Source organism: Hymenobacter sp. 15J16-1T3B (assembly GCF_020711235.1).
GTDB lineage: Bacteria > Bacteroidota > Bacteroidia > Cytophagales > Hymenobacteraceae > Solirubrum.
In genome coordinates, this window is sequence record NZ_JAJFAV010000002.1 from 68,459 (window position 1) to 94,991 (window position 26,533).

The window sequence follows — 26,533 nt, forward strand, 5'->3', positions numbered from 1 at the left end:
TCATCCTCTCGACTCTTTTTACCAGCTTCTCTGCATGAGCGACCAGCCCACCATTATTTTCTCCATGGCGGGGGTAAGCAAGGTTTACCCGCCCCAGAAACAGGTTCTCAAAAACATCTACCTCTCGTTCTTCTACGGCGCCAAAATCGGCGTGCTGGGTCTGAACGGCTCCGGTAAGTCTTCCCTGCTGAAGGTTATTGCCGGCGTCGACAAGCAGTTCCAGGGCGAAGTCGTTTGGTCGCCGGGCTACTCGGTGGGCTACCTGGAGCAGGAGCCCCAGCTCGACCCGGCCAAGACCGTGCGCGAGGTTATCGAAGAAGGCGTGGCCGAAACGGTGGCCCTGCTCAAGGAATTCGAGGAAATCAACGAAGCTTTCGGCGGCGAAGACCCCGACTTCGACAAGCTGCTGGAGCGCCAGGGCCAAGTGCAGGAGCGCCTCGACCAGCTCGACGCCTGGAACCTCGACAACAAGCTGGAGCGCGCCATGGACGCGCTGCGCACCCCGCCCGAAGACGCCATCATCGGCAACCTCTCCGGCGGTGAGAAGCGTCGCGTGGCGCTGTGCCGCTTGCTGCTGCAAGAGCCCGACGTGCTGCTGCTCGACGAACCGACCAACCACCTGGATGCCGAATCGGTGCTGTGGCTGGAGCAACACCTGCAGCAGTACAAAGGCACCGTCATTGCCGTAACCCACGACCGGTACTTCCTCGACAACGTGGCCGGCTGGATTCTGGAGCTGGACCGGGGCGAGGGTATTCCGTGGAAGGGCAACTACTCCTCGTGGCTGGAGCAGAAGTCCAACCGCCTCGCCCAGGAAGAGAAAACCGAGAGCAAGCGCCAGAAGACGCTGCAGCGCGAGCTGGAGTGGGTGCGCATGGCCCCGAAAGCCCGTCAGGCCAAGAGCAAGGCCCGCCTCGCCGGCTACGACAAGATGGTGAACGAGGACGCCCGCGAGAAGGAGCAGAAGCTGGAGCTGTTCATCCCCGACGGCCCGCGCCTGGGCGCCCAGGTTATCGAGGCCGAGGGCTTAAGCAAGGCTTTCGGCGACAAGCTGCTGTTCGAAAACCTGTCGTTTAACCTGCCCCAGGGCGGCATCGTGGGCATCATTGGCCCGAACGGCGCCGGCAAAACCACCCTGTTCCGCCTCATCACCGACCAGATGAAGCCCGACGCGGGCACCTTCGTGGTGGGCCCCACCGTGCAGACGGCCTACGTGGACCAGCAGCACGACACGCTGGACCCCAACAAGTCGGTGTTCGAGACCATCTCGGGCGGCACCGAAACCATGCTGCTGGCCGGCCGGCAGGTGAACTCGCGCGCCTACGTGAGCAACTTCAACTTCCGCGGCGGCGACCAGGAAAAGAAAGTCGGCTCGCTCTCGGGCGGGGAGCGGAACCGCGTGCACCTGGCCACCACCCTCAAGCAGGGCGCCAACCTGCTACTGCTCGACGAACCGACCAACGACCTGGACGTTAACGCCATTCGCGCCCTGGAGGACGCGCTGGAAAACTTCGCCGGGTGCGCCGTCATCATCAGCCACGACCGGTGGTTCCTCGACCGCCTGGCCACCCACATCCTCGCCTTCGAGGGCGACTCGCAGGTGGTGTGGTTCGAGGGCAACTTCTCGGACTACGAGGAAGCCAAGAAGAAGCGCCTCGGCGACGTGGAGCCCAAGCGGGTGCGCTACCGGAGCTTGAACTAAGCTTCATTGCTTTTTGAAACAGAAACGCCCCGGCTGCGACCAGCCGGGGCGTTTCTGTTTCAGATTATACTTTAGCAAGACTTATCTGCTTCAGAGCTGCCGTGCCCAAAATCATACCCGACGTCTACCTCCACCGCTTCACCCACCTGCGCGTGGCGCGTAGCCGGCAGCATGGCGAGGCCCCGTACAAGCCCGCCCTGCTGCTAGCCGTGCTCGACGGCATCGAAGACGGCAGCATCCAGGACAACCGCATCTACATCACCCCGGAGCTGCTGGCCGCCTTCCGCAGCCTCTGCCGCGACCTGAGCACCTCGGCGCTGTTTCGGGCCAACGACTTTTCGCTGCCCTTCTACCACCTCTCGGGCGACGGGTTCTGGCACCTGCGCACCCTACCGGGGCTGGAAGTGCTGCTGACGGCCTCGCGCTCGGTCAAGAGCTTCCGCAGCCTGCGCGACACCGTGGAATACGCCTACTTGGATGAGGAACTGTGGGCGCTGCTGCAGGCCCCGGTGGCCCGGGAGCAGCTGCGCCAAGCCCTGCTGCACCGCTACTTCCCGCAGACGCGCGGCCACTACCAGGCCCGGGCCGGCGCCGCCGAGGTGCGGGCGCTGCAGCAGCACATGCTGGCCGAGCCCGCGGCCGTGTACCGCCTCCGCGCGCAGCCCGCCGATGAGTTGCAGGTGGCGATTCGCAGCGGCGTGTTCAAACGCGTGGTGCTGGATGCCTACGACCACACCTGCGCCGTCACGGGCCTGAAGCTGAGCAGCACCCGCAGCGCGGCTCCCAATCCGTTGCTCGACGCCTGCCACATCGTGCCCTGGGCCGTAAGCCAGGACGACAGCCTGTCCAATGGCTTGGCCCTGACGCCAACGTTGCACCGCGCCTTCGACCGGCACCTGTTTTACATCGACGAAGACTACCGGGTGCGGGTGGCCGAGGGCTTCCGCGAACTGGCTGGCGCGGCCCACGGCCTGCGCCAGTTTGAGGGGCAGCGGCTGCACCTACCCGCCAATCCTTTGTGGCAGCCCGACCCCGCCAACCTACAGCGGCAGCGGGGCTAGACCGATTGAGCCAATAAGTAGGTGCAGCCGGCAAGCTCAACAGCTTTTTCTTTCGCCCATTGGGCCGCTAAGCGCCACCCTTCAGCCCGTTCTGGCAGACCAGTTGGCTTAAGGTGAGCAGCAACAGGGCTATCCAATCTAAACAAACACACCCGCGCCTGCCCAGTAGGTTGGACAGGCGCGGGTGTGCTTGTTGATGCGCCGGTCGACGCCTCGGTTCGGCCGCGGTGCGCGGTTGAGGTGACCGAGCAGGAAAGCAATTGTTCAGGGCTAACTATGCCCCGAGCAGCCAGATTGTACTGGCGGACGCGCAGCGGAATACTGCCGCCGCTACCGAATCTTGCCCGTGTTACTGGTTTTCTTGATGCGCCCGTCCGACTTGAATTTGGTGCCGGGCAGCGGTTCCAACGTCACTTCCAGGGGCTGGCAGTTGGTCAGAGGCTGCTCCAGGGTGGTATAGCCGGCGGCCGTGATGAACAGGACTACGTCGCGCGGAATGGGCTTTTTGGACGTGACGAGGTAGCGGCCTTCGGCATTGGTGCTGAACGCGTCGGTGGCGAAGGACCTGTCGCGGCTGCGCAGCATCACCGTGGCACCGGTTAGCGGGTAAGCAAAGGCGTCGGTGATGCGGCCGGTAAGCATGTTGCAGCCGAGGGTAGCAGGTTGAGCGGCTGCGTTTTGGGTGCTGTCGGGACGGGCAGCTGCGGGTTGGGTTTGGGCAACGGCGGCCAGGGGGAGCAAGCCGATTAGAAGAGTAGCCAGGTGTTTCATAGCTGAGGCAACAAGGGAAAAGCGGACTTACCCGCGCGGCCATACCCGGCCGGTGCTCAAGCATCAACTCTGGCCTAAATAGGACTCGGCATTGCCGTAAGCATTGGTGAAGTTAACGAATAATTGGATTGCGTGTTACGGCTGAGCTTAAAAGCATGTTTCTGCTGGGGAAGCAGGGCGTCAATAACCTTCTGAACTAAACTTTAATTGCATTATTTTTTTGGTGGACTAAGCTGCGGTTTGGTCTGATTTTTTGAACATTACTTACAAGTCCCTTCAGAATTATCCCAACGCTCATGGTTAACCACGCAAGCAGTGCATCATGACCGCGCCGACGCAACAGCGCGGCCGGGCTGCCGTGTCGGCGCGAAACGTCCCGCGAAACGCCGCCAAGCTGCTTCAGGACACCACCCAGCCTTCACGTACGGCTTGCACCACCAGTCCAATCAGGCTGCGGGCGCCGGTTTTCTGCAGCAGCGCGCGCCGGTGACTCTCCACGGTGCGCACACTGAGGCAGAGCTGCTCCGCAATTTCCCGGTTGTTACAGTCCCCGACTACCAGCCGCAGCACGTCCAGCTCCCGGCGACTAAACGGCGTGGGCGGCCCCGCGTGCCGCACCCCGGCGCTGGGCGCGGGCAGGTGCCCACCGCTGGTTCGGCTAAGCCACGGCTGCATGGCCTGCACCAGCTGTTGCGGCGACGAGTGCCGCGGCAGCAGCGTGGTGGCGTGGTGGCGCAGCTCCTGCTGGCTGCGGGCCGAAAGGCGCTGGGCCGTAAGCGCTAGCACCGGCTGCTGGGGCCGAAAGGTGCGCATGCGGGCAATAAGCTGAGGTAGGGCGTGTCCGGCGGCGGAACTGTCGAGTACGACCAGAGCAAACGGCTGCCGGTGCACGAGGGCCGGCAGCTGGTCGGCATCGGGATTGAGGATGAGTTCCAGCAAAGGCCAGGCTTCCTGCAAGGTGCTGAGCAAGCCTTGGCGGTACAGGGTTGGGGGCGCTACTACCAGAACCGGGGCGGCAGTGACGCTTGCGAGGGAGGGCATCAGGGTAGCAGTTTGATCATGCAGGGAGGAACAGCGTGAAACAATAGGTGCGCAGCAATCAGGGCGGTAGCGCTTGAGGCGCCGGGAACGGAGGCGACAATATGAATTATATATGCTATAAATTCAATATAATTCAGGAATCTATTTAGGTGCATTGTGCAAGGCATGCCGGTCCGCAAAACCCAGAGATAAATCGGGGCTACGCCGGGCCAACACGTTGATTAAACGCACTTTCGGGCTTGCCGCGCGGTAAAAGGGGCCGCGTACTTGCGGGCTTAGTGAAGGTCGGAGTAGCTCGACGGAATGTTCTGACTGCGGTTCGGTAACTGGCTTCACCACCGGGCAGCCCCAGAAAGCAAAGGTCGGCGGGCGGGCCGCGGCCGAGCGCCGCAACCGCCCGGGGCCAAACCCAGTATCTAGGGTTGGCTTGCCTATTTCGCCTCCGCTATGCTGTTGTTGCCTTCCCCGGACTTCCTGCAGATTGTTTACCGGGTTGAGTTGGGAGTGCTCGTCGGGCGCTGGATGCAGCCCGTGACGCCCGAGCAACTGCAAACCGGCTACGCCGCCCTGCTCGACGCCGCCAGCGCCTGGCAGTGCCGGTGGTGGCTAATCGACGGACGGCGGCGCACGCACTCGCACAAAGGCGACTCGCGCTGGATGATGGATGCGTTTTTCCCGCAGCTGGCGTCCCGGCTGGGCGGGAAGGCGTATCTAGCGTACTTGTTCACGCCCAGTCACTTGCAGGAGCTGGAGGCCGCTGCGGAAGTCCCGAAGCTGGAGTACTTCAACGACCTGCCCTACCAGGTGGAGCGGTTCATCGAGGAGCAGCCGGCTATGCAATGGCTGGCGCAGCGGCGCCTGCTGGAGCAAGTCGGTAGCGCCGTAGCCCAATAGCCTGGGTTGGCCTAAATTAATCGGCGCGGCCGGCGGCCAGCATTTTGCCGTTGTGGCGGCCGCCGTGCTTGATGCGGGTGCCGGGCAGTAACTGCAGTGTGACGGCATTGGCGGCTCCGGTGCGCACGGCTAGGTCGGCCTCGGCGTAGCCGAGCATGCTCACCCGTACCTGTTCGGCGGGGCGGAAGCCCGACAGCGTAAACACCCCGTCGGCGTTGGTGCTGCACACGTTTCGGGTGCCTTTGATCATAATGGTGGCTCCCGGCAGCGGCTGGCCGTCCTCGTCGATGACTTGGCCGTGGATAATCTGAGTAGGCTGGCTGGTTGATCCTGCGGATGCCGAACCAGTGGTAGAAACGGTTGCTGAAGCGGTTTGGGCGGCGGCAAATGCTACCGGGCTCAGGAGCAGTGCGAAAGTCAGGATTGCGTGGGTGGAGCGCATGGCTATGATGTTTTATATTTATTGTTGGATAAAAATTGTTTTATTAATTCTTATATGCAAATAAAAATTGGATAAAGTAAATTAAATGAAATGTGTTAGCCGAGTAAGCTCCCGTCTATCTAGGGCGGCCTCATTGCTCGGACCTGTGCAGGAATTGCTTGGCCAACCAAGCAAAACAGCTCATACTGCTCAACAGCTCAAGTCTTTGGCTATTGTTTCGCAGATGAGTGGGCCGGGTACAGTCGGTCTTGCCGAAGGCTTTGGGTAAGGGAGCCTCCGCCGCAAATCCAAAGAGGCCGAACGGCCCAACACGCAACCGCCCCAGCCGGAGCGGGCTGGGGCGGTGCAGACTACACAATGGCTTTTTCGGTGGTGGCCTCGACGGGCACCGGCTCGCGCGTGCGGCCGATGATGTAGCGCCGGCCCTTGTCGAAGCTGAAGTAGCTCCAACTCCAGTTTAGGAACACGAACAAGCGGTTGCGGAAGCTGATGAGCGACATCAGGTGCACAAACATCCAGATCAGCCAGGCGAAGAAGCCCTGCGTCTTGATGTCTTTGCCCAGCAGCCGGATGTCGGCCACGGCGTGGTTGCGGCCGATGGTGGCCAAGGAGCCTTTGTCCTCGTACTGGAAGGGCTGCAGGGGCTGGCCGGCCAGCAGGCGCTCCAGGTTCTGGGCCAGCAGGCGGCCCTGCTGCAGGGCGGGCTGGGCCACCATGGGGTGCCCCTCGGGGTACTCCGCCGATTCCATGGCAGCAATGTCGCCGATGGCGAAAATGGCGGGCTGGCCTTTGATGCGGTTGAACGCGTCGACGGCGTAGCGGCCGCCCTTGCGCAGGCACTCGGCGGGCAGGCCCTCGACGGGGGCGCCGGCCACGCCCGCGGCCCAAATGAGCGTGCGGGTGATGAGCGTTTCGCCGGTGTTCAGCGTCACGGTGTAGCCGTCGTAGCTTTTCACGCGCTTGTTCAGGTGCACCTGCACGCCGAAATCCTGCAAATACTTCAGGGCCGCCGCCGAAGCCTCGGCCGACATGCCCTTCAGCAGCAAATCCCCGCTCTGCACCAAGTGAATGTCCATCTGCTTGAAGTCCAGCTCGCGGTAGTCGCGCGGAAACACGTGCTTGCGCAGCTCGCTCAGGGCACCGGCCAGCTCCACGCCGGTGGGCCCGCCGCCCACGATGACGAAGTCGAGCAGGGAGTTGAGTTGCTCTTCGTCGCCGAGCTGCAGGGCCTTTTCGAAGTTCGACAGCACCGTGTTGCGCAGCTCGATGGCGTCCTCCACGCTCTTCATGGCAATGGCGTTGCGCTCCATCTGCTCGTCGCCGAAGTAGTTGGTGGTGGCGCCGGTGGCCAGCACCAGGTAGTCGTAGCGCACCAGCCCGATGGAGGTTTCGACCACCTGCCGCGCGGCGTCGATGCGCTGCACTTCGGCTAGGCGGAAGTAGAAGTTTTCCTGCTCGTCGAGGATTTTGCGGAAGGGCGACACCACCGTGTCGGCCTCCAGGCCGGCGGTGGCTACCTGGTAGAGCAGGGGCTGAAAGGTGTGGTAGTTCTGCTTGTCGATGAGCACCACCTGCACCGGGGCGTGGCGCAGGGCCTTGGCCAGCTCCAGGCCGCCAAAACCGCCGCCGACGATGACCACGCGCGGTTTGCCGAGGTCTTCGATTTTGGCCAGGCCTTCCATACGCAACTCGGGGGAATAAGACGTGAGTGGGCAATGATACGGCCGGGCGCCGGGAATGATTAATTCCGGGGAAAAATGCCAGCAGGCCGCTGCGAATAGTCATAGCGCGCCAGCTAAATGCAAGCCGGTGCGGGGAAGTCGGCCGCCGGGCATTACCTTTCGTAGCCGGCTTGGCCGGGCGCCCTTCCCATGCAGTCTTCTTTTCTGGTCGATACTCCCGGCTTGGTCATCAGCTACGATGCCGATAACGCGTGGCTGTACTGCGACTGGCGCGGCGCGCATGACCAGGACTCGTCGCAATCGGCCTGCCTGCTGATGCTGGAAGCGCTGCGCACCCAGCCCTGCCGCAAGATTCTCAACGACAACTCCGGGGTGACGCGCCAGACCATGCAACTCTCGCTCTGGGGCGTGTGGTGGCTGGAGGAAATGACCAAAGCTGGCCTGGAGTACGTGGCCTGGGTATTTCCACGCGACTTCGCCACCCGCGTGCACACCGAGCAGGCCCTGGCCCAGATTGCGCGCCCGGTCGTGTCCTCGTTCGACGACGTGGCCTCGGCCTACCTGTGGCTGCGGCGGCAGGCCTGACGGCCCTAACTCGGCCGCCGGCCCGGCCAAGCACGTAGAGCTACGTCAGTACCCACGCCGCTTTGCCATGCCCCTCGCTCCCGGCCGCTACCGCAACCCCGTTCTCGACGCCGACTTTCCGGACCCGACCATCATTCGCGCCGCCGACGGCTGGTACTACGCCTACGGCACGCAGACCAAGCTCTTCGGCGGGCGCATTGTGAACCTGCAGGTGGCCCGCTCCCGGGACCTGGTGCACTGGGACTACCTCGGCGAAGGGTTGCCGGAAAAACCCGGTTGGGCGCGCACCACGCAGGAAATCTGGGCCCCGCACGTGACCGAGCACCGGGGGCGCTATTACCTCTACTACTCCGCCGAGCCCGACCACGGCCCGGGCCTGTGCCTGGCCGTGGCCACCGCCGACGCGCCCGCCGGGCCGTTCGTGGACATCGGCCGGCCCCTGCTGCAAACCGGGCTGAAGGGCTTCGCCGACATCGACCCCATGGCCTTCGACGACCCGGCCACCGGGCGCCGCTGGCTGTACTGGGGCTCGGGCTTCGGGCCGCTGCGGGTGCAGGAGCTGGCCGAGGACCGCGTGAGCTTTTTGCCCGACTCCCGGCCCATCGAAGTGCTGCCCGCCCGCCCCGATGACCCGCACCACTACCACCGGCTCATCGAGGGCAGCTGGGTGATTTGGCGCCACGGCTGGTACTACCTGTTTTACTCCGGCAACAACTGCTGCGGCCCCGACGCGCACTACGGCGTGCTGGTGGCCCGGGCCCGGGCCGCCACCGGCCCCTTCGAGACGCTGGCCGACGCCACCGGCGGGCCGGGCGCCATCCTCGAGGCTTCGCTGGACTGGCGCGCCCCCGGCCACAACTGCGTCGTCACCGACGCGGCCGGGCAGGACTGGCTGGCCTATCACGCCATCGACCCGGCCCAGCCCACCTTCAACGCCATCGACGCCGACCAGGGCTACTCGCGCCGGGTGATGCTGATTGACCGGCTGGAGTACACCGCCGACGGCTGGCCCCGGCTGACAACCGGCGGCGTGGCCTCGCGCTGGCCCACGGCCGCGCCGGTGGGCCAGTAGCGCGCCGCGCTGCTTCGCGTATTGAGGCTGATGTGGTGTTATTCGCTGCTGCACGGCGTTGCTTAGTACCCCGCACCGCAGCGCGCTATTGCCCGAACGGGCTGGTCTTCTTCCCTGCTTTCCTCGCCTATGTCCCGATTTCCGCTTCTCTGCCTGTTGCTGCTACTGACCGCCCGCGCCGCCTGCGCGCAGACTTCCCCGCGCCAGCTTTACCCGGCGCTGTTTGAGGCCGTGCAGCTCGGGCGCGTGTTTGCCGATGGCAAAACCTTCGTGGACGCCCGGGCCCGCCGCAACCCGGCCGAGCTGGAGCGGCTGTACCTGCAGCAGCGCCAACAGCCGGGCTTCGACCTGAAGCGCTTCGTGGAGGCCAACTTCGAGCTGCCGGCGGCGGCCACGGCCGGCTACCGCAGCCACCCCGCCGCCGGCCTGCGCCACCACCTTGACACGCTCTGGACGGTGCTTACGCGCCAGCCCCAGGATTCGGTGGGCCGCTACAGCTCGCTGCTGCCGCTGCCGCGGCCCTACGTGGTGCCCGGCGGCCGCTTTCGGGAGGTGTACTACTGGGATTCGTACTTCACCATGCTGGGCCTGCGCGAAAGCGGCCGCGTGGACCTGATTCGCGGCATGGTCGACAACTTCGCCAGCCTCATCGACCGGCAGGGCTTCATCCCGAACGGCAACCGCACCTACTACCTCACCCGCTCGCAGCCGCCGTTTTTCAGTCAGATGGTGGAGCTGCTGACCCAGGCCCAGGGCGACTCGGTGCGCCGCCGCTACCAGCCCCGGCTGCTGCGCGAGTACCAGTACTGGATGGCCGGCGCCGACTCGCTCCGGCCCGGCGAGGCCCGCCGCTGTGCCGTGCGCCTGCCCGGCGGCGAGGTGCTCAACCGCTACTGGGACGCCGGCGACTACGCCCGCGAGGAATCTTACGCCGAGGACGTGGCCACCGCCAAGCAAAGCCCGCAGGCGCCGCCGGTGTTTTACCGGCACGTGCGCGCCGCCGCTGCCTCGGGCTGGGATTTCAGCACCCGCTGGTTCGGGGCGGCGGGCACGTTGGCCAGCATCCGCACCACCGAGCTGCTGCCCGTCGACCTGAACTGCCTGCTCTACGGGCTGGAGCAGACGCTGGCCCGCGGGTACCGGCAGCAGGGCAACGCCGCCCAGGCCCACGCCTTCGAGCAGCGGGCCGCGGCGCGCAAACAAGCCCTGCTGCGCTACTGCTGGGACGCCCGGCAGCAGTGGTTTGTCGACTACGACCTCGCGGCCCGGCAGCCGGCCAGGGTGCGCACCCTGGCCGCGGCCTTTCCCTTGTATTTCGGGCTGGCCACCAAGGCGCAGGCGCAGCTCGTAGCCGCTGGCCTGCAGCGCGACTTCCTGAAACCCGGCGGGCTAGTGACGACGCTCACCCGCAGCGGGCAGCAGTGGGACGCGCCCAACGGTTGGGCCCCGCTGCAGTACGTGGCCATCGAGGGGCTGGAGCGGTACGGGCAGCAGCCGCTGGCGCGCACCGTGGCCGAGCGGTGGGTGGCGCTGAACGTGCGCGTGTTCGGGCAGACGGGCAAGCTGCTGGAGAAGTACAACGTGGAAGACACCACGCTGCTGGCGGGCGGCGGCGAGTACCCCACCCAGGACGGCTTCGGCTGGACCAACGGCGTGCTGCTGGCCCTGATGCGGCAGTACCAGCTCCGGCCCTGAGCGGCTGGCGTTACTTCGGCCGCTTGAGGGGCGGCGCCGGGGCCGGGGGCGGCGGCAGGGCCCGCCCGAGTTCCTGGCGCGTGGTGGCCGGCCGCTGCGGGCCCAGCGGAAAGCGCACATCGGCGAAGCGGCTGCTGACCTGACCCCGGTCGTCCGTGGCATCGGCGCGGTTGGCCACCAGCTGCCAGCTGAAGGCCACGTTGGAGCGGCCGCCGGCCAGCTCCACCACGTCGAAGCCCTCCACCGACTTGTTGGTCACGTACACGCCCCGGCAGTCCCCTTCGAGCTGCAGGAACACCCGCAGCGGGTGCTGTTCCGACACGGCCACGTTGCGGGCCAGCACCGGGTCGAGCGTGACGTGGGCGCGGCCGTTCTGCAACTGGGCGTGGCCGAAGTCCTGAAACAGGACCTCCGGCGCCTCCGGGCAGTACATCACCCGGTTCTGGCCCTGCGCGTCGGGCACCATGGTGCTCTTGGCGCCGCCTGAGAGAATGGCGTAATCGGTGCCGCCGGAGCGGCCGCCCACGTAGGCGTAGCCGTTGGGGCTGACCTGGTAATCGAAGTAGCCGCCCCACCGGTCGTTGACGAGTGGGCTGGCCGAGGCGTAGCCGACGGTGCCGAAGGTTTGGCCCTGGCCTACCACCCCGGCCCCGAGGCCGGGGTTGGTGAACGTGACGATGTTGTTGCCGGTGCCCACCAGGCCGATGCCGTTGTTGGCGTTGGTGCCCAGGCCGAAAGCGCCCACGCTGGTGCCGTTGGCCGCCAGCCCCGAGCCCTGGGCCAGCACCGTGCCCGCCACGATGTTATTGCCCAGCGCCAGCATGCCGGTGCCGGTGTTGTGTTGGTTGAAGCCGCGGACGCCGGTTACCAGGGCGCCGTTGGTGGCCCCGTTGATGCCGATGCCGCCCGTCGACAGCCCGCCCACGCCGATGCCGGCCACCTGGTTGTAGCCGAACACCCCGTAGCCGTTGACGTTGCTGTTGACGCCGTACACGCCGGTGCCGGTGCTGGTGTTGGTGCCCACCACGCCTTGGCCGGTGCCAGTATTTTCGCCGTAGAAGCCGGCGAAGGAGCCGCTGCTGTAGCCGTTGATGGGAAAGTCGTGGACGTTGGCGGTGCTGTTGAGGGCGCCGGCGGTGCCCGAGCCGTACACGGCAAACAGGTCGCCGGTTTGGGCCGAGGCGCGGTTCACCGTGATGCGCCCGTCGGTGAGCAGGCGCAGCCGCTCGTTGGCAGCGGCACTGCCGTTGGTTTTCAGCACCAGCGGCTGGGCGTCGGTGGTGCCCACGAAGTTGGTGCCCGCCGCGGTGCCCGTGTTGCCGGTAGTGGCCCAGTCGCCGCCCACAGTGCTGAGCTGCGTCCAGGCCGAGCCGGTGTAGTAATAGTAGCCGGCCGGGGCGTTGGTTTGAAACACGAGCAGGCCTTGTACGGGGTTGGCAATGGCGCTGGCCGCGGCAACCCGCGGAGGCAGAAAGCCCTTGTCGGTGGCACGCACTTCCAGGGCCGCTGCGCCCGCCGGGGCGGTGGTGCCGATGCCCACGTTTTGGGCCGCAGCCGCGGTGGAGAGCAGTAAGGCGGCGAAAAGGGCAGAGGGGTAGCGGTTGGGCATTGCGGGGTGTGTTGGGTGAGCGTGGAGCGCCGGTGAAATTCTGAAAACCCTGAATATTAGCCAAATCTTATAATGGCTGGGGCAGCTATACGCCCGCCCGGGTGCCCGCTACTCAGCCCGCCCCGCAAACACAACGCCCCGGCTGCGGGCGGCAACCGGGGCGTTGGATAGCGTGTCGGGCCGGACGGCCGCTTACAGGTTCTTCAGCCAGGCTTGGCGCAGGGCCAGCTGCTGGGGCGTGGCCTGCGGGTCGACGGCGAAGTAGAAGCGCTTGGTCTCGTCGCGCTCCACCGTGCGGCAGCGCACTTTCTTTTCCTTGCCCTCGTGGCCGATGGTCAGCTCCACTTCCTGGCCGGGCTGGCCACTTTGCATGGCCATGATGGTCTGGCGGAAGGTTTCGAGGGTGATGGGCGCGCCGTTGTAAGCCACGAACTGGTCGCCGACGGCCACCCCGCAGGCCTGCAGCGTGGGGCTAACCTGGGCAAACGCCAGCCCGCCGTTCTTCGGGGCGTAGCCGTTGATGCCGAGGGAGCCGAACTTGCGGCCGGTGCGGTACACGGGCGAGTAGCTGATGCCCACCTTTGCGTAGTACTCCTGCAGGGGCAGGGGCTCGGCGTTTTCCACGTAGCGGCGGAAAAAGTCGCGGATTTCGGGGTAGGTCTGCTTGGTGAAATCGTCGAAGAAGTTCTGCTCACTCACCGGCTTGCTCGGGCCGTACTGGTTGGCCAGCTCCAGCAGCACCTCGCGCAGCCCGCGCTTGCCGCCCGACAGCTCCAGCAGGCGCAAATCGAGCAGGGCGGCCGTCATGGCCCCGCGCTGGTAAATGTTGCCGTACTGCTGCTGGCCCTCGTCGGAGAAGGAGTTCAGGCCCAGCTTTTTCAGCGAGTAGGTGGTATCGGCGCGCAGGTGGTCGTAGGCTACTTTTTCCTGCAGCGTCTTCAGGTAGTCATCCAGCGAAATCAGCCCGCCGCGCAGCTGCATCATGTGGGCGGCCCACTCGGTGGTGCCCTCGTACAGCCACAGGTGCTGCGAGCCGGTGGGCTGCACGAAGTTGAAGTGCTCGATGATTTCGGAGTGAATGTTCAGCGGCGTCACGATGTGGAAAAACTCGTGCGCGGCCATGTCGGTGATGCTCTGGGCGTATTCGGGCGTGAGCGGCTGCTCCTTCAGCGTGTACTCCGAGCTGTAGGAATGCTCCCAAGCGCCCTGGCTCTGGTCCTCGAAGTGGTAGAGGAAGGCGTAGCGCTTCACCGGCAGCTGCACCAGAAAGCTCTGGGCGGCGCCCAGCATCTTCTGCATGGCCCCCAGCAGCGGCTCGGCCTTGATCTGGTCGGTTTTGGAGTAGCAGTACAGGGCCACTTCCGCGTCGCCGAGCTTGGTGGTGGCCTGCGTGAGGCGGCCGAGCAAAATGGGCGAGTCCACGGCCTGGTCGTAGTCCTTGGCGTGGTAGTAGCCCTGGGCGTCGGGGGTGAGGGCCGAGCCGGCCTGCCAGCCGCTGGGATAGTTGATTTTCAGGCGCAGCGGCTGATTCTGCATGCCCTGCGGGTAGCCCAGAATGGTCTGCCCGTTGAGCAGGGCGTGGTCGGCTTCGAGCGAAGAACCGCACATGCGGTAGATGTTGTGCTCCTTCACCGGCGTATCCCAGGTTTCGGCAATGGTATAGCGGATTTCGCGGGTTTTGTCGGGCTGGGCCAGCTGCCACTGGTTGGTGCCGATTTGCTTGCTCTCCAGCGGCTTGCCCTTGGCGTCGAAGGCCTGGAAATTGCGCACGTAGCGGCCCATGTCCATCACCTGGTAGGTGCCGGGCGCGGTGGAGGCAAACTGGTAGATGGCCTGGTCTTTCTTGAGCTTGGGCAGCTGCAGGGCCACCTGAAACTCGTCGGTGGACTTGGCCGGGTCGATGGTGACCGTGTACGTCAGCTCCTTCGGGGCGGCCTGGGCCGCGAGGCCGGTGGAAAGCAAAGTGGCCAGCAGGCCGGCGCGCAGCGCGTGTTGCATGAGCAGGGGAGAATGGGAAACGGGTGCAAGGATGCAAATTCGGCGGCAATGTTGCGCCGCCGGGCAGTGGCAGACGAAACGGCTAGCTTCGCCGTTTCCTAACTCCATTCGTTCTTATTCCATTCCGCCGATGCTTAAATCTACCTTCCTGCTGCTGGCCTTGCTCGGCCCGGCGGCCGCGGCCCGCGCCCAGCTGGCGGCCGCCCTGAGCATGGAGCAACGCGACCGGCGCAACGGCGAAGCCCTGGGCTGGACGCCGGTGGGCGGCTTGGCCTACTCCGCCGCCCTCGACTCGGTGGTGCGCCACGCCGGCCGCTACGCCCAGCGCCTCTCGGCCGGTCCCGAGGCCCGCGAGTTCGGCGCCCGCGCCTACCGCGTGCCCGTCCACGTCGGCGGCAAGCAGGTCACGCTGACCGGCTACCTGCGCCTGGCCGAGGTGCGCGACGCGGCCGGCCTCTGGTTGCGCGTCAACGGCCCCGACGGCCAGCTGCTGGCCTTCGACAACATGCACCAGCAGCAGCTGCGCGGCACCCGCGACTGGCAGCAGTTCAGCATCACCCTGCCGCTGGCGCCGGAAGCCCGGGAGCTGCAGCTCGGCGGCATCCTCAGCGGCCCCGGCACCGTCTGGTTCGATGACTTGCGGCTGAGCATCGACGGCCGGGAACTGACGCAGGAAATGCTCCAGCCCCGGAGCTTCCCTGCTGACCACGACACGGCCTTTGTGCAGGGCTCCGGGCTGACCACGCTGCCCCCGCTCAGCCCGCGCCAGATCGAAAACCTGGCGGTGCTGGGCCGGGTGTGGGGCTTCGCCAAGTACCACCACCCCGCGGTGGCCGCCGGGCAGCACAACCTCGACGCGGCCCTGTTTCGCCTGCTGCCCCGGGTGCTCAAGGCCCGCTCCGCGGCCGCGCGCAGCCGCGTGCTCAGCGCCTGGCTGACCTCGCTGGGGCCGGTGCCCGCCTGCGCCGCGCCCTGCGCCGAGCCCGCCGCCCAGGTGCGCCTGCCCGCCGACCTGGCTTGGCTCGACGACGCCAAGCAGCTCAGCCCGGCCCTGCGCCGGCAGCTGCACGCCCTGCGCGCCGTGCGCTACACCGGCCCGCACTATTACGTCCGTTTCGCGGCCAACGTGGGCAACCCCGTCTTCGAGCACGAAGACGCCTATGGGTACCTCGGCACGCCCGACGCGGGCTACCGCCTGCTGGCGCTGTTTCGCTACTGGAACATCATCGAGTACTACTTTCCTTACCGCTACGCCATCGGCGAGGACTGGCAGCGCGTGCTGCCCGAGTTTGTGCCCAAGCTGGCCGCCGCCGCCGATCCGCTGGCCTACCGCCTGGCTGTGCTGGAGCTCATCGGCCGCATCCACGACACCCACGCCTCGCTGCTCGGCAATGACCCGGTACTGGCCGACTACCACGGCAAGCTCTACGCCCCGGTACGCGTGAGTTTTGCCGAGGAGCAGGCCGTGGTGACGGGCTACCTCAGCCCCGAGCACGGCCCCACTTCCGGTCTGCAGCGCGGCGACGTTATCGAGGCCGTCGACGGGGTGCCGGTGGCCACGCTGCTGGCCCAGCGCCGCCCGCTGGCGCCGGCCTCCAACGACGCGGCCCAGCTGCGCAACTTGGCCCCCAACCTGTTGCGCGGGCACGCGGCCACGGTGCAGCTGCAGGTGCGGCGCGCCGGGCAGCCCCTGACGCTGGCGGTGCCGCGCTACCCCGCCAGCGAGCTGAACCTGAAACCCGAAGTGCCCAACCCCTGGGAGCCCTACCGCACGCTGCGGCCGGGCGTGGGCTACGTGTCCTTGAACAACCTGGCCAAAGGGCAAATCGAAGGCGTGATGCTGGAGGCCCGCAGCACCCGCGGCTTGGTCATTGACGCGCGCAACTACCCCTCGGAGTTCAGCCTGTTTTCGCTGGTGCCCTACCTGCTGCCGCAAGCCCAACCCTTCGTGAAATTCAGCGCTGGGGCACCCGGTCGGCCCGGCACTTTCGAGTGGACGGAACCGCTGAGCATGCCCGCGGGCCGCAAGACGGCTTACCCGGGCAAGGTGGTTATCCTCGTCAACGAGCAGACGCAGAGCATGGCCGAGTACTACGCCATGGCCCTGCGCACTGCCCCGCGCGCCACCGTGCTCGGCAGCACCACCGCCGGCGCCGACGGCAACGTGTCGCCCTTCGACCTGCCCGGCGGCCTGTCCACCCGCATCAGCGGCATCGGCGTGTACTACCCCGACGGCCGCGAAACCCAGCGCATCGGCATTGTGCCCGACGTGGAAGTCAAGCCCACCATCGAGGGCATCCGCGAAGGGCGCGACGAAGTGCTGGACCGCGCTGTGGCATTGATTGAAACCAACTGATGCAGGCCTGGTAGCAGCTGCATTCCCGAGCCCCGGCTGCACCAGTCGGGGCTTTTAGCTCGAAGTTACCCGGCGCTGTAGGGGGCTTGCTAGCAGGCAGTGCTGAGTAATCCACATTTTGTAATTATTAAGAGTTAACGGTTTTTGTAGGCGGGGAGAGGCGTAAAGGGAGAGTGCAAAAATCAAGCACAAGCATCTTGCGTGTTTTGGATGCTGCAAGGATAGGGATAGGTGTATAACTTTAGCAATAAAATTAACGAATAGTGCGGGAAAATGCGCCTGTAATATGACTTACGCAAGAAAGGTGTAGGACGAGCTATTGCGCTTCGGATAGGCGCCTGTCTACATTTCGGTGCAAATTTGATTTGCCCTCCCGCGCCACTTCTTTTCTGACTTGCTATGAAAACAACTTGTACTCTCGCGGCCTTGGCCGCCGGGCTAAAGCGTGCCCATATCCTTACTTTATTGGGCTTGCTCAGCAGCGCGGCGGCCACGGCCCAGACCACCTCGGCCTTTCCCCGCAACGAGACGTTTAAAGGCAGCTCCGTCAGCAACTTCACCTTCGGCGGGGCGGCGCGCCTGACCGGCATTGGCGGCACCGGCAACGACGCCGTGGGCCAGGGCTACCTGCGCCTCACCGACGCGCTGACCAACCAAGCCGGCTACGCCATCGACAACATCGGCTTTCCGGCCGGGGCGGGCTTTACCATCTCGTTTGAGTTTTTTAGCTACGGCCGCACCACCGCCGACGGCGCCGACGGCTTCAGCGTGTTTCTCGTCGACGCCAACCAACCCAGCAGCGGTTTCCGCATCGGGGCTTCGGGGGGCTCCTTGGGCTACGCCCAGAAAACCATCGACCCCATTTCGGCGGGCGTGACCAAGGGCTACATCGGCATTGGCATCGACGAATTCGGTAACTACTCGGCCGGCACCGAGGGCCGCTCGGGCGGTGCGGCCGCGGGCGACAGCGAAGGCAAGGTGCCCAACGCGGTGGCCATTCGCGGGGCCGGCAACGGCTCGGCCAGCACCGATTACCCCTACCTGACGGGCACCGGCCTGAACGCGCTGGGCTTCACGCTGGACGTGCCCACGGCCCGCGCCCAGGCCGGCTCCACTGATTACCGCCGCGCCTACATCGATGTGGTGCCCACCACCGCGGGCGGCACCACCACCTACCGCATCACGGTGCGCATTCAGCACGGCACGGCCGTGTACACGGCCATCAACAACTTCCAGGTGGCCACCCCGCCCTCGAACCTACGCCTGGGCTTTGCCGGCTCCACCGGCGGCAGCACCAACGTGCACGAAATCCGCAACCTGAACCTGGTGCAGGTGCCCTTCGCGGCCGACGACGCGGCCACTACGGCCTACAACGCCGCCGTGACCGTGCCCATCCTCTCGAACGACGTGGCCCCCGGCAGCGACATCGACCCGGCCACCGTGGACCTGGACCCCAACACTGCCGGCGTGCAAACCTCGCTGACGGTGGCCGGCCAGGGCACCTTCGCCGTCAACGCCCAGGGCGTGGTTACGTTCACGCCCAGCGGCACCTTCGCCGGCACCGTCACGGCGCCCTACACGGTGCAGTCGGTGCTGCACGGCGACTACACCTCCAGCCCAGCCAACATCAGCGTGACGGTGCAGGGGGCCGACGTGGCCACCACGGTGAGCGGGCCGACCTCGGCTACGGCGGGCAGCCTGATTACCTACGCCATGCGCACGGCCAACGCCGGCGGCCTGACGGCCACCAGCGTGGTGCCCAAGCTGCAGCTGCCCGCTGGCCTGACGGCCGCCAACGTTACCGCGACGGGCGGCACCTACGACCCGGCCAGCGGCTGGGTGACGTTCGGGCAGATTGCCTCCCTGAGCGCTTCTTCGACGCCCGTCAACAACACGGTCACGTTCCGGGCGCCCACCACGGGACCGGTCGACGGGCTGGCCACCGCCGCGTCCTCGGCCGTGCCCGACCCGGTGACGACCAACAACTCGGCCACCGTGACCACGGCCATCGGCGCCGCGCCGCTGCCGGTGGTGCTGGCCGACTTCACGGCCCGCGCCCAAGCCGCCGACGCGCTGTTGACCTGGCACACGGCCCAGGAAAAAAACAACGACCGGTTTGAGGTGGAACGCTCCCGCACCGGCCGCGACTTTGAGCGCGTGGCCACCCTGCCCGGCCGCGGCAACGCCACCACCGTGAGCGAATACCGCTACACCGACGCGGGCGCTGCCCGCAACGGGGTCGGTACGCTTTACTACCGTCTGCGCCAAGTGGATACCGACGGCACGACCAGCTACTCCGACGTGCGCGCCGTGCAGTTCGACGGCAAGAACGCGCCCAACGCCGTGACGCTCTACCCCAACCCGGCCGCCGAGCAGGCCACGCTGGATTTGAGCAGCCTCGCCCCAGGCCGCTACGCCGTCCGCATCCTCGACCTGACGGGCCGCTTGGTGCAAGAGCAGCTGGCTGCTGGCGCGGGCTTGCAGGCGCTGCCGCTGGGCGCGCTGCGCCCCGGGGCTTACGTGGTGCAGGTGCGCGGTGCCGGCCAGGTGGTGTCGCTGCCGCTGGTGCGCTACTAGGGATGCGGGAAGCTGCCGGGTGCACCGTACGGCACCGGGCGGCTACAGTCGGCGGGAACTGCCCGCCGACGCCCAGCCCTGCGTCTATTCGGAAGTGTCACCTTGGCCCGGCGCGACGATGGGCATTCGTGAGTGAATGAGACGTTATCTGTCGGCCCGGTCGGGCGGGTGGTGCTTCCCACCAACACAAGCGCCCCGGTTACGCTAGGTAACCGGGGCGCTTTCGTGTGCGGGCCGGGCTTAGTGGCTGATGACCACCGAGCGGTGCAGCACGCGGCCCGGCAGCGTCAGGCGCAGCGTGTACACGCCGCTGGGCAGGTGCCCTACCGCGGTGCGCAGGTCGGAGCCGCTGCGGGCCGCCGAGGGGAACTGATACACCAAGCGGCCCTGCGCGTCAAACAACTGGGCCTGGGCCTGGCCGGCGTCGAGGCCGCGCAGGCGCACCGTCAACTGGTCGGCGGTGGGGTTCGGGAATATTTCCGCCGTCGCGGCGGTTTCGGCCAGCTGCAGCGCCACCACGTCGGACAAGTGGGCGCTGCCGTCGGTGTCCACTTGGCGCAGGCGGTAGTACACCACCGGGGCGCCGTAGCGGGCCAGGGCCCGGTCGGTGAGGCGGTAGTCGTGCGGGGCGGTGCTGGTGCCGTGACCCTCCACGCGGCCTACCGGGCGGAACGTGCGGCCATCAGCCGAGCTTTCCACCTCGAAGTAGGCGTTGTCCTTTTCCTGAGCCGTGGTCCAGCGCAGCAGGCCGTCTTCGCCCGTGCGCTCCGCCGTGAAGCGGACCAGCGTCACGGGCAGTGGCGAGGTGCCGAAGGTGCCAATGACCGTCTGGCCGAAGTTGGCCACGCCGCCCGTCAGCGCGTAGGTAACCGTGCCGGCCGCGGCCACGGCCGAGGAGGCCGAAAGCGTGGTGCCAAAGCCCTGGTCGCTGTTGCCGCCGCGCAGAAACAGCTTCAGGTTGCTGGGCGTCGCCTGGTCAATCAGGCTGATGTCAGTCGGGCTCAGCGTGTAGGTGACGGTGGTCGTGTTATTGAACGTCAGGCTGCCGTACTCGTCGATAATCCAGTAGGCGGGCACGTAGGTTTTCTGCGCGCCCGTCAGCACAGGCGCAGCGCCCGAAGGCCGTCCGTCGAGGCGCGACACGACCACATCCGAACTGCCCGATACGCCGGCAAAATTGATGCGGGTATTCGTGCCGGTGAACGTGACGGCGCCGTTGGCTGCCACGGTTTGTAGGTTGCTCGTGCCGTAGCCCACGGGCACGGTGCTGGGAGCCTGCACGGCGCTGCCGCCGAGCACGCCCACCGAGCCGCTGATATCGGTGATGGTGGCGCCGCTGTCATTGAACTGCAGATACGACACCAAGCCGGTTTCTACCCCACTGCGAATCAGACGGCGCAGCTGGCGGATTTCCGTAACGCTCAGGGCTCGGTTCCACTGGCTGACCTCATCAATGTCGCCGGGGAAGAAGCTCGTGCCGCTGGTTGCTACGCCCCCGACGTAGTTGACCGGGGTGGCCGGCGGCACCTCGGTAGCCGCGGTCGAGGCGACTTGGTTGCCGTTGAGGTACAGCGTGAGCGTGCTGCCGTTGAACGTGGCCACCACTTGGCTCCACTCGTCGGCCGGTATCGTGTTCGGGCCGGTTTGAGCGAAACGGAACGGGCTGCCGCCCGCCGTGCTGCCCTTGCCGTAGCCGGCTTCCACGCGCCCGTTGCCGGTGACGGCAATGTAGGGCGCGGCCGTGGTGCCGGTGCCGTTGCCAAGCACGTAGTAGGTGCTGCTGCCGGTGCCGATGTCGGGCTTAATCCACACTTCCTGGGTGTACGAGCCGTTGAGGACCGCAGCCGGGTTCGTGGCATCCGCGCTGAAATCGAGGTAGCCGGCGGTGCTGCCGCCCGTCAGGCGCAGGGCCTGCCCCGGCACCCGACTGGTGCCCACGATGCGACGGCTGCCGGCGGGGGCAGTTACCGTCGGGTTGTAAACCGTGCCGCCCACGGTCAGGCTGGGCACCGTCGCATCGAGCAGGTGGCCGGCCTGGGCGTTCGAAGACACGTCGTATACCAGCCAGAAGTAGTTCACGCCGGCCACGAGTTGTTGGGTGCCGGTCACGGTGAAGGCCCCGTTCGGGCTGGTCACGGCGCTGCCAAACGGGGTGGTGAGGGCAAACGTGCCGCTGGTACCCGTGTAGTACAGGCGGGCGGCGGCAATGTCGGCCGGCGCGGTGCTGCCGTTGGTGGTAAACGAGAACGACTGGGCGCTCAGCGGCAAATCAGGACCGCCGCCGATGGTGACGGCCACGCGCAGGATGGCTTGGTCGGTGCTGCCGGGCAGCAGGCGGTTGGTGTTGGGCTGATCGGCTGTGCTGCTGGTGTAGGTAGCCGGGTTGGCCACCGTAAAGGTGTTGGTGGCGCTGCTGGGGCTGGTGTTGCCCGCCGCATCAGCAGCCACGGCCCGCACCGTGTGGCTGCCCGTGGTCAGGGCCGAGGGCTGCGCCCGGCTCCAGGTGCCCGAGCCGTTGGCGGTGGCTGTACCGATGGCCGCGCCGTCGACGATGACCGTCACCGTGGCGTTAGGCTCGGTCGTGCCGATGTAAGTCGGGATATTGGTGCCGATGGTGCTGCCGTTGGCCGGGGCCGTCACGACCGGGGCGGCCGGCGCCACGGTGTCCACGATGAAGGTGTTGGTGTTGCTGTTCACGCTGGTGTTGCCGGCTGCATCAGCAGCCACGGCCCGTACCGTGTGGCTGCCCTGGGATAGGGCCGTGGGCTGCGCCAAGCTCCAGGTGCCCGCGCCCGTTGCCGCGGTCGTGCCCACGGCCGCGCCGTCGACGATGACCGTCACCGTGGCGTTGGGCTCGGCCGTGCCGTTGTAAGTGGGCACGGTGGTGGCCACCGTAGAGCCGTTGGCCGGGGCCGTCACGACCGGAGCAGCCGGCGGCGTGGTGTCGACGACGAAGGTGTTGACGTTGCTGTTAGGGCTGACCGTCTGCCCGCTCAGCTGGGCCGTGGCGTACACCGTGTGGCTGCCCTGCGACAGGGCCGAGGGCTGCGCCAAGCTCCAGGTGCCCGCGCCCGTTGCCGTGGTCGTGCCGATGCTGGTGAGGTCGGCGTACACCGTCACGGTGCTGTTGGCCGGAGCCGTGCCCGAGTAGGCGGGCGTACTGGTGTTGATGGTGCTACCGTTGGCCGGCGCCGTCACCACCGGCGCCGCCGTGACGGGCTGCGTGTAGGTGATGCTGAACTGCGTGGCGGCGGTGTTGCCGGTGTTGTTGGCATCGACGGCCACGCCCGCCGGCACGTTCACCGTAACGGTCCCGCTGGCCGTGGGCGTCACGGAGAAGGTGTAGGTCGTGCCCGAGCCGGCGAAGCCGGAAAGCGTGCCGTTGGTCACCGTCACGTCCCCTGCGACGAAGCCCGTGACGCTGGCCGAAAACGTGACGGTCACGGGAATGGGCGAGGTGCTGGTCGGGTTGCTGGCCGTCGAGCTGATCGTGGCCGTCAGGGCCGGAGCTGTCACGCTAAACGCGGCCGAGGTAAAGCTTTGATAGGCGCTGGTGGAAGTCGGTTGAATGCTGCCCAAGAACACGCTGGTGCCACCTTCCACGAGAAACACGTTCACCACTTGGTCGCTCGCGCCGTTGTTGCCGCGCTGAACGGCCGCGAAGGTCACTTGGTAGGTGCCCGTGGGCACGGCCAGGTTCTGCGCAATGCTGCTGTTGCTGCCGTTGAAGGCTTGCAACAGGCCTACCGCGTCGCCCCCGCCGCTCGGCGCCGTTGAGCCAAAACCGCTGTTGGTGCGCGACACGCCGGCCTGCGCCCCGAAAGTCCAAGGGGCGGCGACAACGGAACCCGCGTACAGGAAGCTGCCCGCCGGCACGTTGTTGCTTTCAAAGCTGCCGTTCTGCAGGGCGTTGGCCACGGCCGTGCTCGTGCCGTTCTGCACCACCTGCACCAGGTCCACGAAAGCCGTAACGTCGCTGACGGAGCCGCTGGCCGAGCCCGCGCCCCGTAGGGAAAGCTGCGGGGCCGCCGCGAAGCTCTTGGTGATGGTGTACTGCTCGCCGCTGGTGTAGGGCACGTTGGTAACGGTCGGCGAAATGCCGGTGCTGTTTTGCACGTTCAGCGTCAGGGTGCCGTTGCCGGAGCCGGTATTCACCGTTACCGTCCAGGTCGTGCCCGAGCCCGCCACGCTGGCCACGCTGGCGGCCGTCGTGCTCGTCACCGAGAAGTTGCTGGTAGTCACGCCCGTCACGCTGTTGGCGAAAACCACGCGGTAGCTCACGCTGGTCGTGGCCGTCGGCGAAGGCGTCAGGCGCGTTACCGAGGTTACCGTGGTGCTGGGCAGGGAGTAAGTGATGGTGAATTGCGTGGCGGCAGTGTTGGTGTTGCCGACCGCGTCCTGGGCCACCGCCGCCGGCACGTTGACCGTCGTGGCCGTACCGGGCGTGGTGGGCGTTACCGTGAAGGTGTACGTGGCGCCGCTGCCGCTAAAGCTGCCGGCGGTGATGCTGCCGTTGCCCACCGTCACGTCGCTGGCCACGAAGCCCGTCACCGATTCCGAGAACGTGACCGTGAAGGGAACGGGCGAGGTCGTGGTCGAGCTGCCCGAAGCGCCGGCCGTGCTGGTGATAATTACCGTCGGGCCGGTCTTGTCGATGGTGTACGTCTCGCCGCCGAAGGGCGCGTTGCTCACGCCGGGCGAAAGGCCGTTGCTGTTGGCCAAGTTGAGTTGCAGCGTCCCGCTGCCGCTGCCCGTATTCACCGTCACCGTGTAAGTCGCGCCCGAGCCCGCAACGCTGGCCAAGCTGGCGCCGCTCAGGCCCGTGGTCGATACGCTAAAGTTGCTGGTGGTCAGCCCCGAAACAGCGTTGGCAAACGTCACCGTGTAGTTCACCGTGCCGGCGTTGGTGGGGTTGGCGCTGGCCCGCACGATGGACACCACCGAGGTTTGGGTGGTGAAGCTCCGCACCGTGCCGTAGCTGGTGCCCGCCGCGTTGGTGGCGTAGGCCGCCACGTAGTACGTGGTGCCGGGCGCCAGGCCCGAAACGGGTTCCGAGAACGTCCCGGTTCCCGTGCCGTTGGGATCCGTCGTCACGCCTGCGCCCCCGATTGTGGGGGTGGTATTGCTGCTGCTGTACACCACGCCCCGGCCTGAAATGGAGGCGCCCCCGTCCGAGGTGACGTTGCCGCCCAGCACGGCGCTGGTGCCCGTTATCGTAGTGGGCGCGGCGGTGCTTACCGCCGGCGAGGCCGTTACTTCGATTTGGTCGAAGGCGAAGTCGTTCGTGCTGGAGGTGTTGACCAGTACGAGTTGAAACTCGATGACCTGCCCGTTCAGGGCCGGCAGCGGAAAGCTGAACGTGTTCAGGGCCGTGGTCAGCTGCGTGCCGGTAGGCGCGGTCGAACCAGGTGCGGCGGCCGGGTTCGAGTCCTGGCGCATTACGCCGGCGCCGCCTATGCCGGTGCCCGTGCCCCGCCACGAGGCGAAGGGCGTCCAAGCGCCCGCGCCGCCCGTGCGGTAGTAAATCTTGAAGTAATCGGTTGTTTGCCAGGTGGTGCCGGCCGTGCTGGCTGCCAGGCGAATGGAAAAGTTGACGCCGGTAAACCCAGCGGCGTTGATCTGCCGGGTCGTCAGCGTGCCGTTGTCGACGGCCGACGGGTTATCCACCAGGCCCGCGTTTTCGCCAAACCAATAAGCCGAGCCGGTGATGCCGCTGAACGTAGTCGGCGTGTTGCCGGCGGTGCTGCGGGGGTTATCGGTGGTGCGCAAAAACTGCGTGCCGCCGTTGACCACGAAGGTGTTGCTGGCGTAGCGGGTGCCTTCGCCGTCGGTTTCAAACGTTTCGATGAAGGGCAGCGCGGCAATCGGGTCCAGCGCGGCGGTAATGCTGATGTCGCGCGTGACGGGCGCGCTGCTGGCGCCCGCCGGGTCTGTCACCGTAAACGACACCGTCCGCGTAGCCGTCGACGCGTTGGCCGCATCGATATTCTGGTACTGCACCGACCGCAACGCGGTCTGGTAGTTGGCTTTGGAAGCGGAGCCCGTCAGCGACAGGATGCCCGTGAGCGGGTTGTAGGTACCCGCAATGCCGTTTTGGTCGGTAAACAGCAACCGGTCTTCGCTGCTGTTGAAGCCGGCGGCGGCAATGCGCACCTGCGCGCTGCTGATGTTGGCGTGGTCGGCGTCCGCAACGGTTAGCGTGCCGGTGATGTTCACGGCGGGCGCGCCCTCCGCGTAGGTTAGGCTCGTGCCCTCGATGTTCGCCAGCACCGGGCTTTGGTTGCCGCCGGCGGTGCCCCGCACGATGATGTTGTCCATGGCCAGCTCCTCGGTGGCGTTGGTCTGGTCATACAGCACCCGCACCTCCATCGTGGTGCCCGAGCCGGCCACGTCAAAGGTGAAGGGGCGCATGGTATTGTCCAACGCCGGGTTGGAAGCCGAAATGTCGTCATCCGCTTGCCCGTCCAGGTCCAGGTCGCGTCGCAGCTGCCCGGGATAATTAAGACCATTAAAGCCGGCTGCCCGGTCGCTCGTAAACTGCCCGGCCGTGGTCCAGCCACCGGTTCCGTTGAAGCGGTATTCCACTTTGATAAAGTCGTCCTCCTCCCAGGAGTATACCGTGGTAGAGGTGGCCCGGGCGTCGGCAAACGACACCGTGATTTGAATGTTGGAATAGCTCGTGCCGACGGGGAAGGAATTCACCGTAACCGCCAGCGCTGGGTCGCCCTGGCCAGCGCGTTTCACCTGCTCTGAGGCCCAATAAAACCCGCTAATGCCGTTAATAGCGACGCCGCCGTTGAACGTCGCCGCCGGGTTGGCGTTGGTGCGGTCGAACATGCGCGTGACGCCCGAAGCCGGTATCGTAGTGGCCGTGTAGTCGTTGTTGGCGTCGAAGTCCAGGGTTTTAAGCGTGGTCTGCGCCCTGGCTCCCACGGCACTAAGCAGGAACAACCATAAGAGTAGTAGTCTGGATGTCATCGGAAACGGTCGGAAAAGTGTTTCGCAAGTGCGTCCGCGGCGCGGGCCGGGGCACATTCCTCAAAAGAAT

General features: G+C 66.3%; 15 protein-coding genes. 8 read left to right on the plus strand and 7 right to left on the minus strand.

Going from position 1 to position 26,533, the window contains the following annotated elements:
• Positions 1-34 precede the first annotated feature (34 nt).
• Both ettA and LJ737_RS27070 read left to right on the plus strand, forming a co-directional pair.
• A complete protein-coding gene (gene ettA / locus LJ737_RS03550) occupies positions 35-1,702 on the plus strand; it encodes an energy-dependent translational throttle protein EttA (protein ID WP_227763018.1) in 1,668 nt (555 codons plus the stop codon).
• Positions 1,703-1,803: 101 nt separating this feature from the next.
• On the plus strand, positions 1,804-2,763 hold the full coding sequence (locus tag LJ737_RS27070) for an HNH endonuclease (protein WP_227763020.1): 960 nt from the start codon (positions 1,804-1,806) through the stop codon (positions 2,761-2,763).
• A 330-nt stretch (positions 2,764-3,093) separates the two neighbouring features.
• Here the strand turns inward: LJ737_RS27070 and LJ737_RS03560 are convergent, their stop codons facing one another.
• Together LJ737_RS03560 and LJ737_RS03565 are read right to left on the minus strand one after the other, a co-directional pair.
• Positions 3,094-3,534 carry a carboxypeptidase-like regulatory domain-containing protein gene (locus tag LJ737_RS03560; protein ID WP_227763022.1) on the minus strand — a complete coding sequence of 147 codons (441 nt, stop codon included), beginning with the start codon at positions 3,532-3,534 and terminating at the stop codon, positions 3,094-3,096.
• A gap of 399 nt (positions 3,535-3,933) precedes the next feature.
• The gene (locus LJ737_RS03565) at positions 3,934-4,575 is read right to left on the minus strand and encodes a helix-turn-helix transcriptional regulator (protein ID WP_227763024.1); all 642 of its coding nucleotides are present in this window, start codon (positions 4,573-4,575) and stop codon (positions 3,934-3,936) included.
• Positions 4,576-5,022: 447 nt separating this feature from the next.
• Here LJ737_RS03565 and LJ737_RS03570 point away from each other — a divergent pair, with 447 nt between their 5' ends.
• Complete coding sequence (locus LJ737_RS03570; protein WP_227763026.1) at positions 5,023-5,469, plus strand: hypothetical protein; 447 nt, start codon at positions 5,023-5,025, stop codon at positions 5,467-5,469.
• Between the two features lie 16 nt (positions 5,470-5,485).
• On the opposite strand, the gene LJ737_RS03575 is transcribed toward LJ737_RS03570, so the two are convergent.
• Positions 5,486-5,911 (minus strand): carboxypeptidase-like regulatory domain-containing protein, encoded by a 426-nt coding sequence (locus LJ737_RS03575; protein WP_227763028.1) that lies wholly within the window; start codon positions 5,909-5,911, stop codon positions 5,486-5,488.
• 350 nt (positions 5,912-6,261) lie between these two features.
• A complete protein-coding gene (locus tag LJ737_RS03580; protein WP_227763029.1) occupies positions 6,262-7,593 on the minus strand; it encodes an NAD(P)/FAD-dependent oxidoreductase in 1,332 nt (443 codons plus the stop codon).
• Positions 7,594-7,782: 189 nt separating this feature from the next.
• On the opposite strand from LJ737_RS03580, the gene LJ737_RS03585 reads away from it, so the two are divergent.
• The 3 genes from LJ737_RS03585 to treF all read left to right on the plus strand — a co-directional run bounded on the left by LJ737_RS03585 (position 7,783) and on the right by treF (position 10,945).
• A complete protein-coding gene (locus tag LJ737_RS03585; RefSeq protein ID WP_227763030.1) occupies positions 7,783-8,178 on the plus strand; it encodes a hypothetical protein in 396 nt (131 codons plus the stop codon).
• A gap of 67 nt (positions 8,179-8,245) precedes the next feature.
• Positions 8,246-9,250, plus strand: coding sequence for a glycoside hydrolase family 43 protein (locus tag LJ737_RS03590; RefSeq protein WP_227763031.1), 1,005 nt, complete (start codon positions 8,246-8,248; stop codon positions 9,248-9,250).
• 129 nt (positions 9,251-9,379) lie between these two features.
• Positions 9,380-10,945 carry an alpha,alpha-trehalase TreF gene (treF, locus tag LJ737_RS03595; protein ID WP_227763032.1) on the plus strand — a complete coding sequence of 522 codons (1,566 nt, stop codon included), beginning with the start codon at positions 9,380-9,382 and terminating at the stop codon, positions 10,943-10,945.
• A 10-nt stretch (positions 10,946-10,955) separates the two neighbouring features.
• Here treF and LJ737_RS03600 read toward each other — a convergent pair whose 3' ends face one another.
• Together LJ737_RS03600 and LJ737_RS03605 are read right to left on the minus strand one after the other, a co-directional pair.
• Positions 10,956-12,554, minus strand: a complete 1,599-nt coding sequence (locus LJ737_RS03600) for a phage tail-like protein (RefSeq protein ID WP_227763033.1) — start codon at positions 12,552-12,554, stop codon at positions 10,956-10,958.
• A 192-nt stretch (positions 12,555-12,746) separates the two neighbouring features.
• Complete coding sequence (locus LJ737_RS03605) at positions 12,747-14,552, minus strand: M61 family metallopeptidase (RefSeq protein WP_227763034.1); 1,806 nt, start codon at positions 14,550-14,552, stop codon at positions 12,747-12,749.
• 130 nt (positions 14,553-14,682) lie between these two features.
• Between LJ737_RS03605 and LJ737_RS03610 the strand changes: the two genes are divergently transcribed.
• Complete coding sequence (locus LJ737_RS03610; protein ID WP_227763035.1) at positions 14,683-16,908, plus strand: S41 family peptidase; 2,226 nt, start codon at positions 14,683-14,685, stop codon at positions 16,906-16,908.
• Between the two features lie 399 nt (positions 16,909-17,307).
• On the plus strand, positions 17,308-19,485 hold the full coding sequence (locus tag LJ737_RS03615; protein WP_227763037.1) for a T9SS type A sorting domain-containing protein: 2,178 nt from the start codon (positions 17,308-17,310) through the stop codon (positions 19,483-19,485).
• Between the two features lie 240 nt (positions 19,486-19,725).
• Here LJ737_RS03615 and LJ737_RS03620 read toward each other — a convergent pair whose 3' ends face one another.
• On the minus strand, positions 19,726-26,463 hold the full coding sequence (locus LJ737_RS03620; protein WP_227763039.1) for a LamG-like jellyroll fold domain-containing protein: 6,738 nt from the start codon (positions 26,461-26,463) through the stop codon (positions 19,726-19,728).
• Positions 26,464-26,533: the final 70 nt, after the last annotated feature.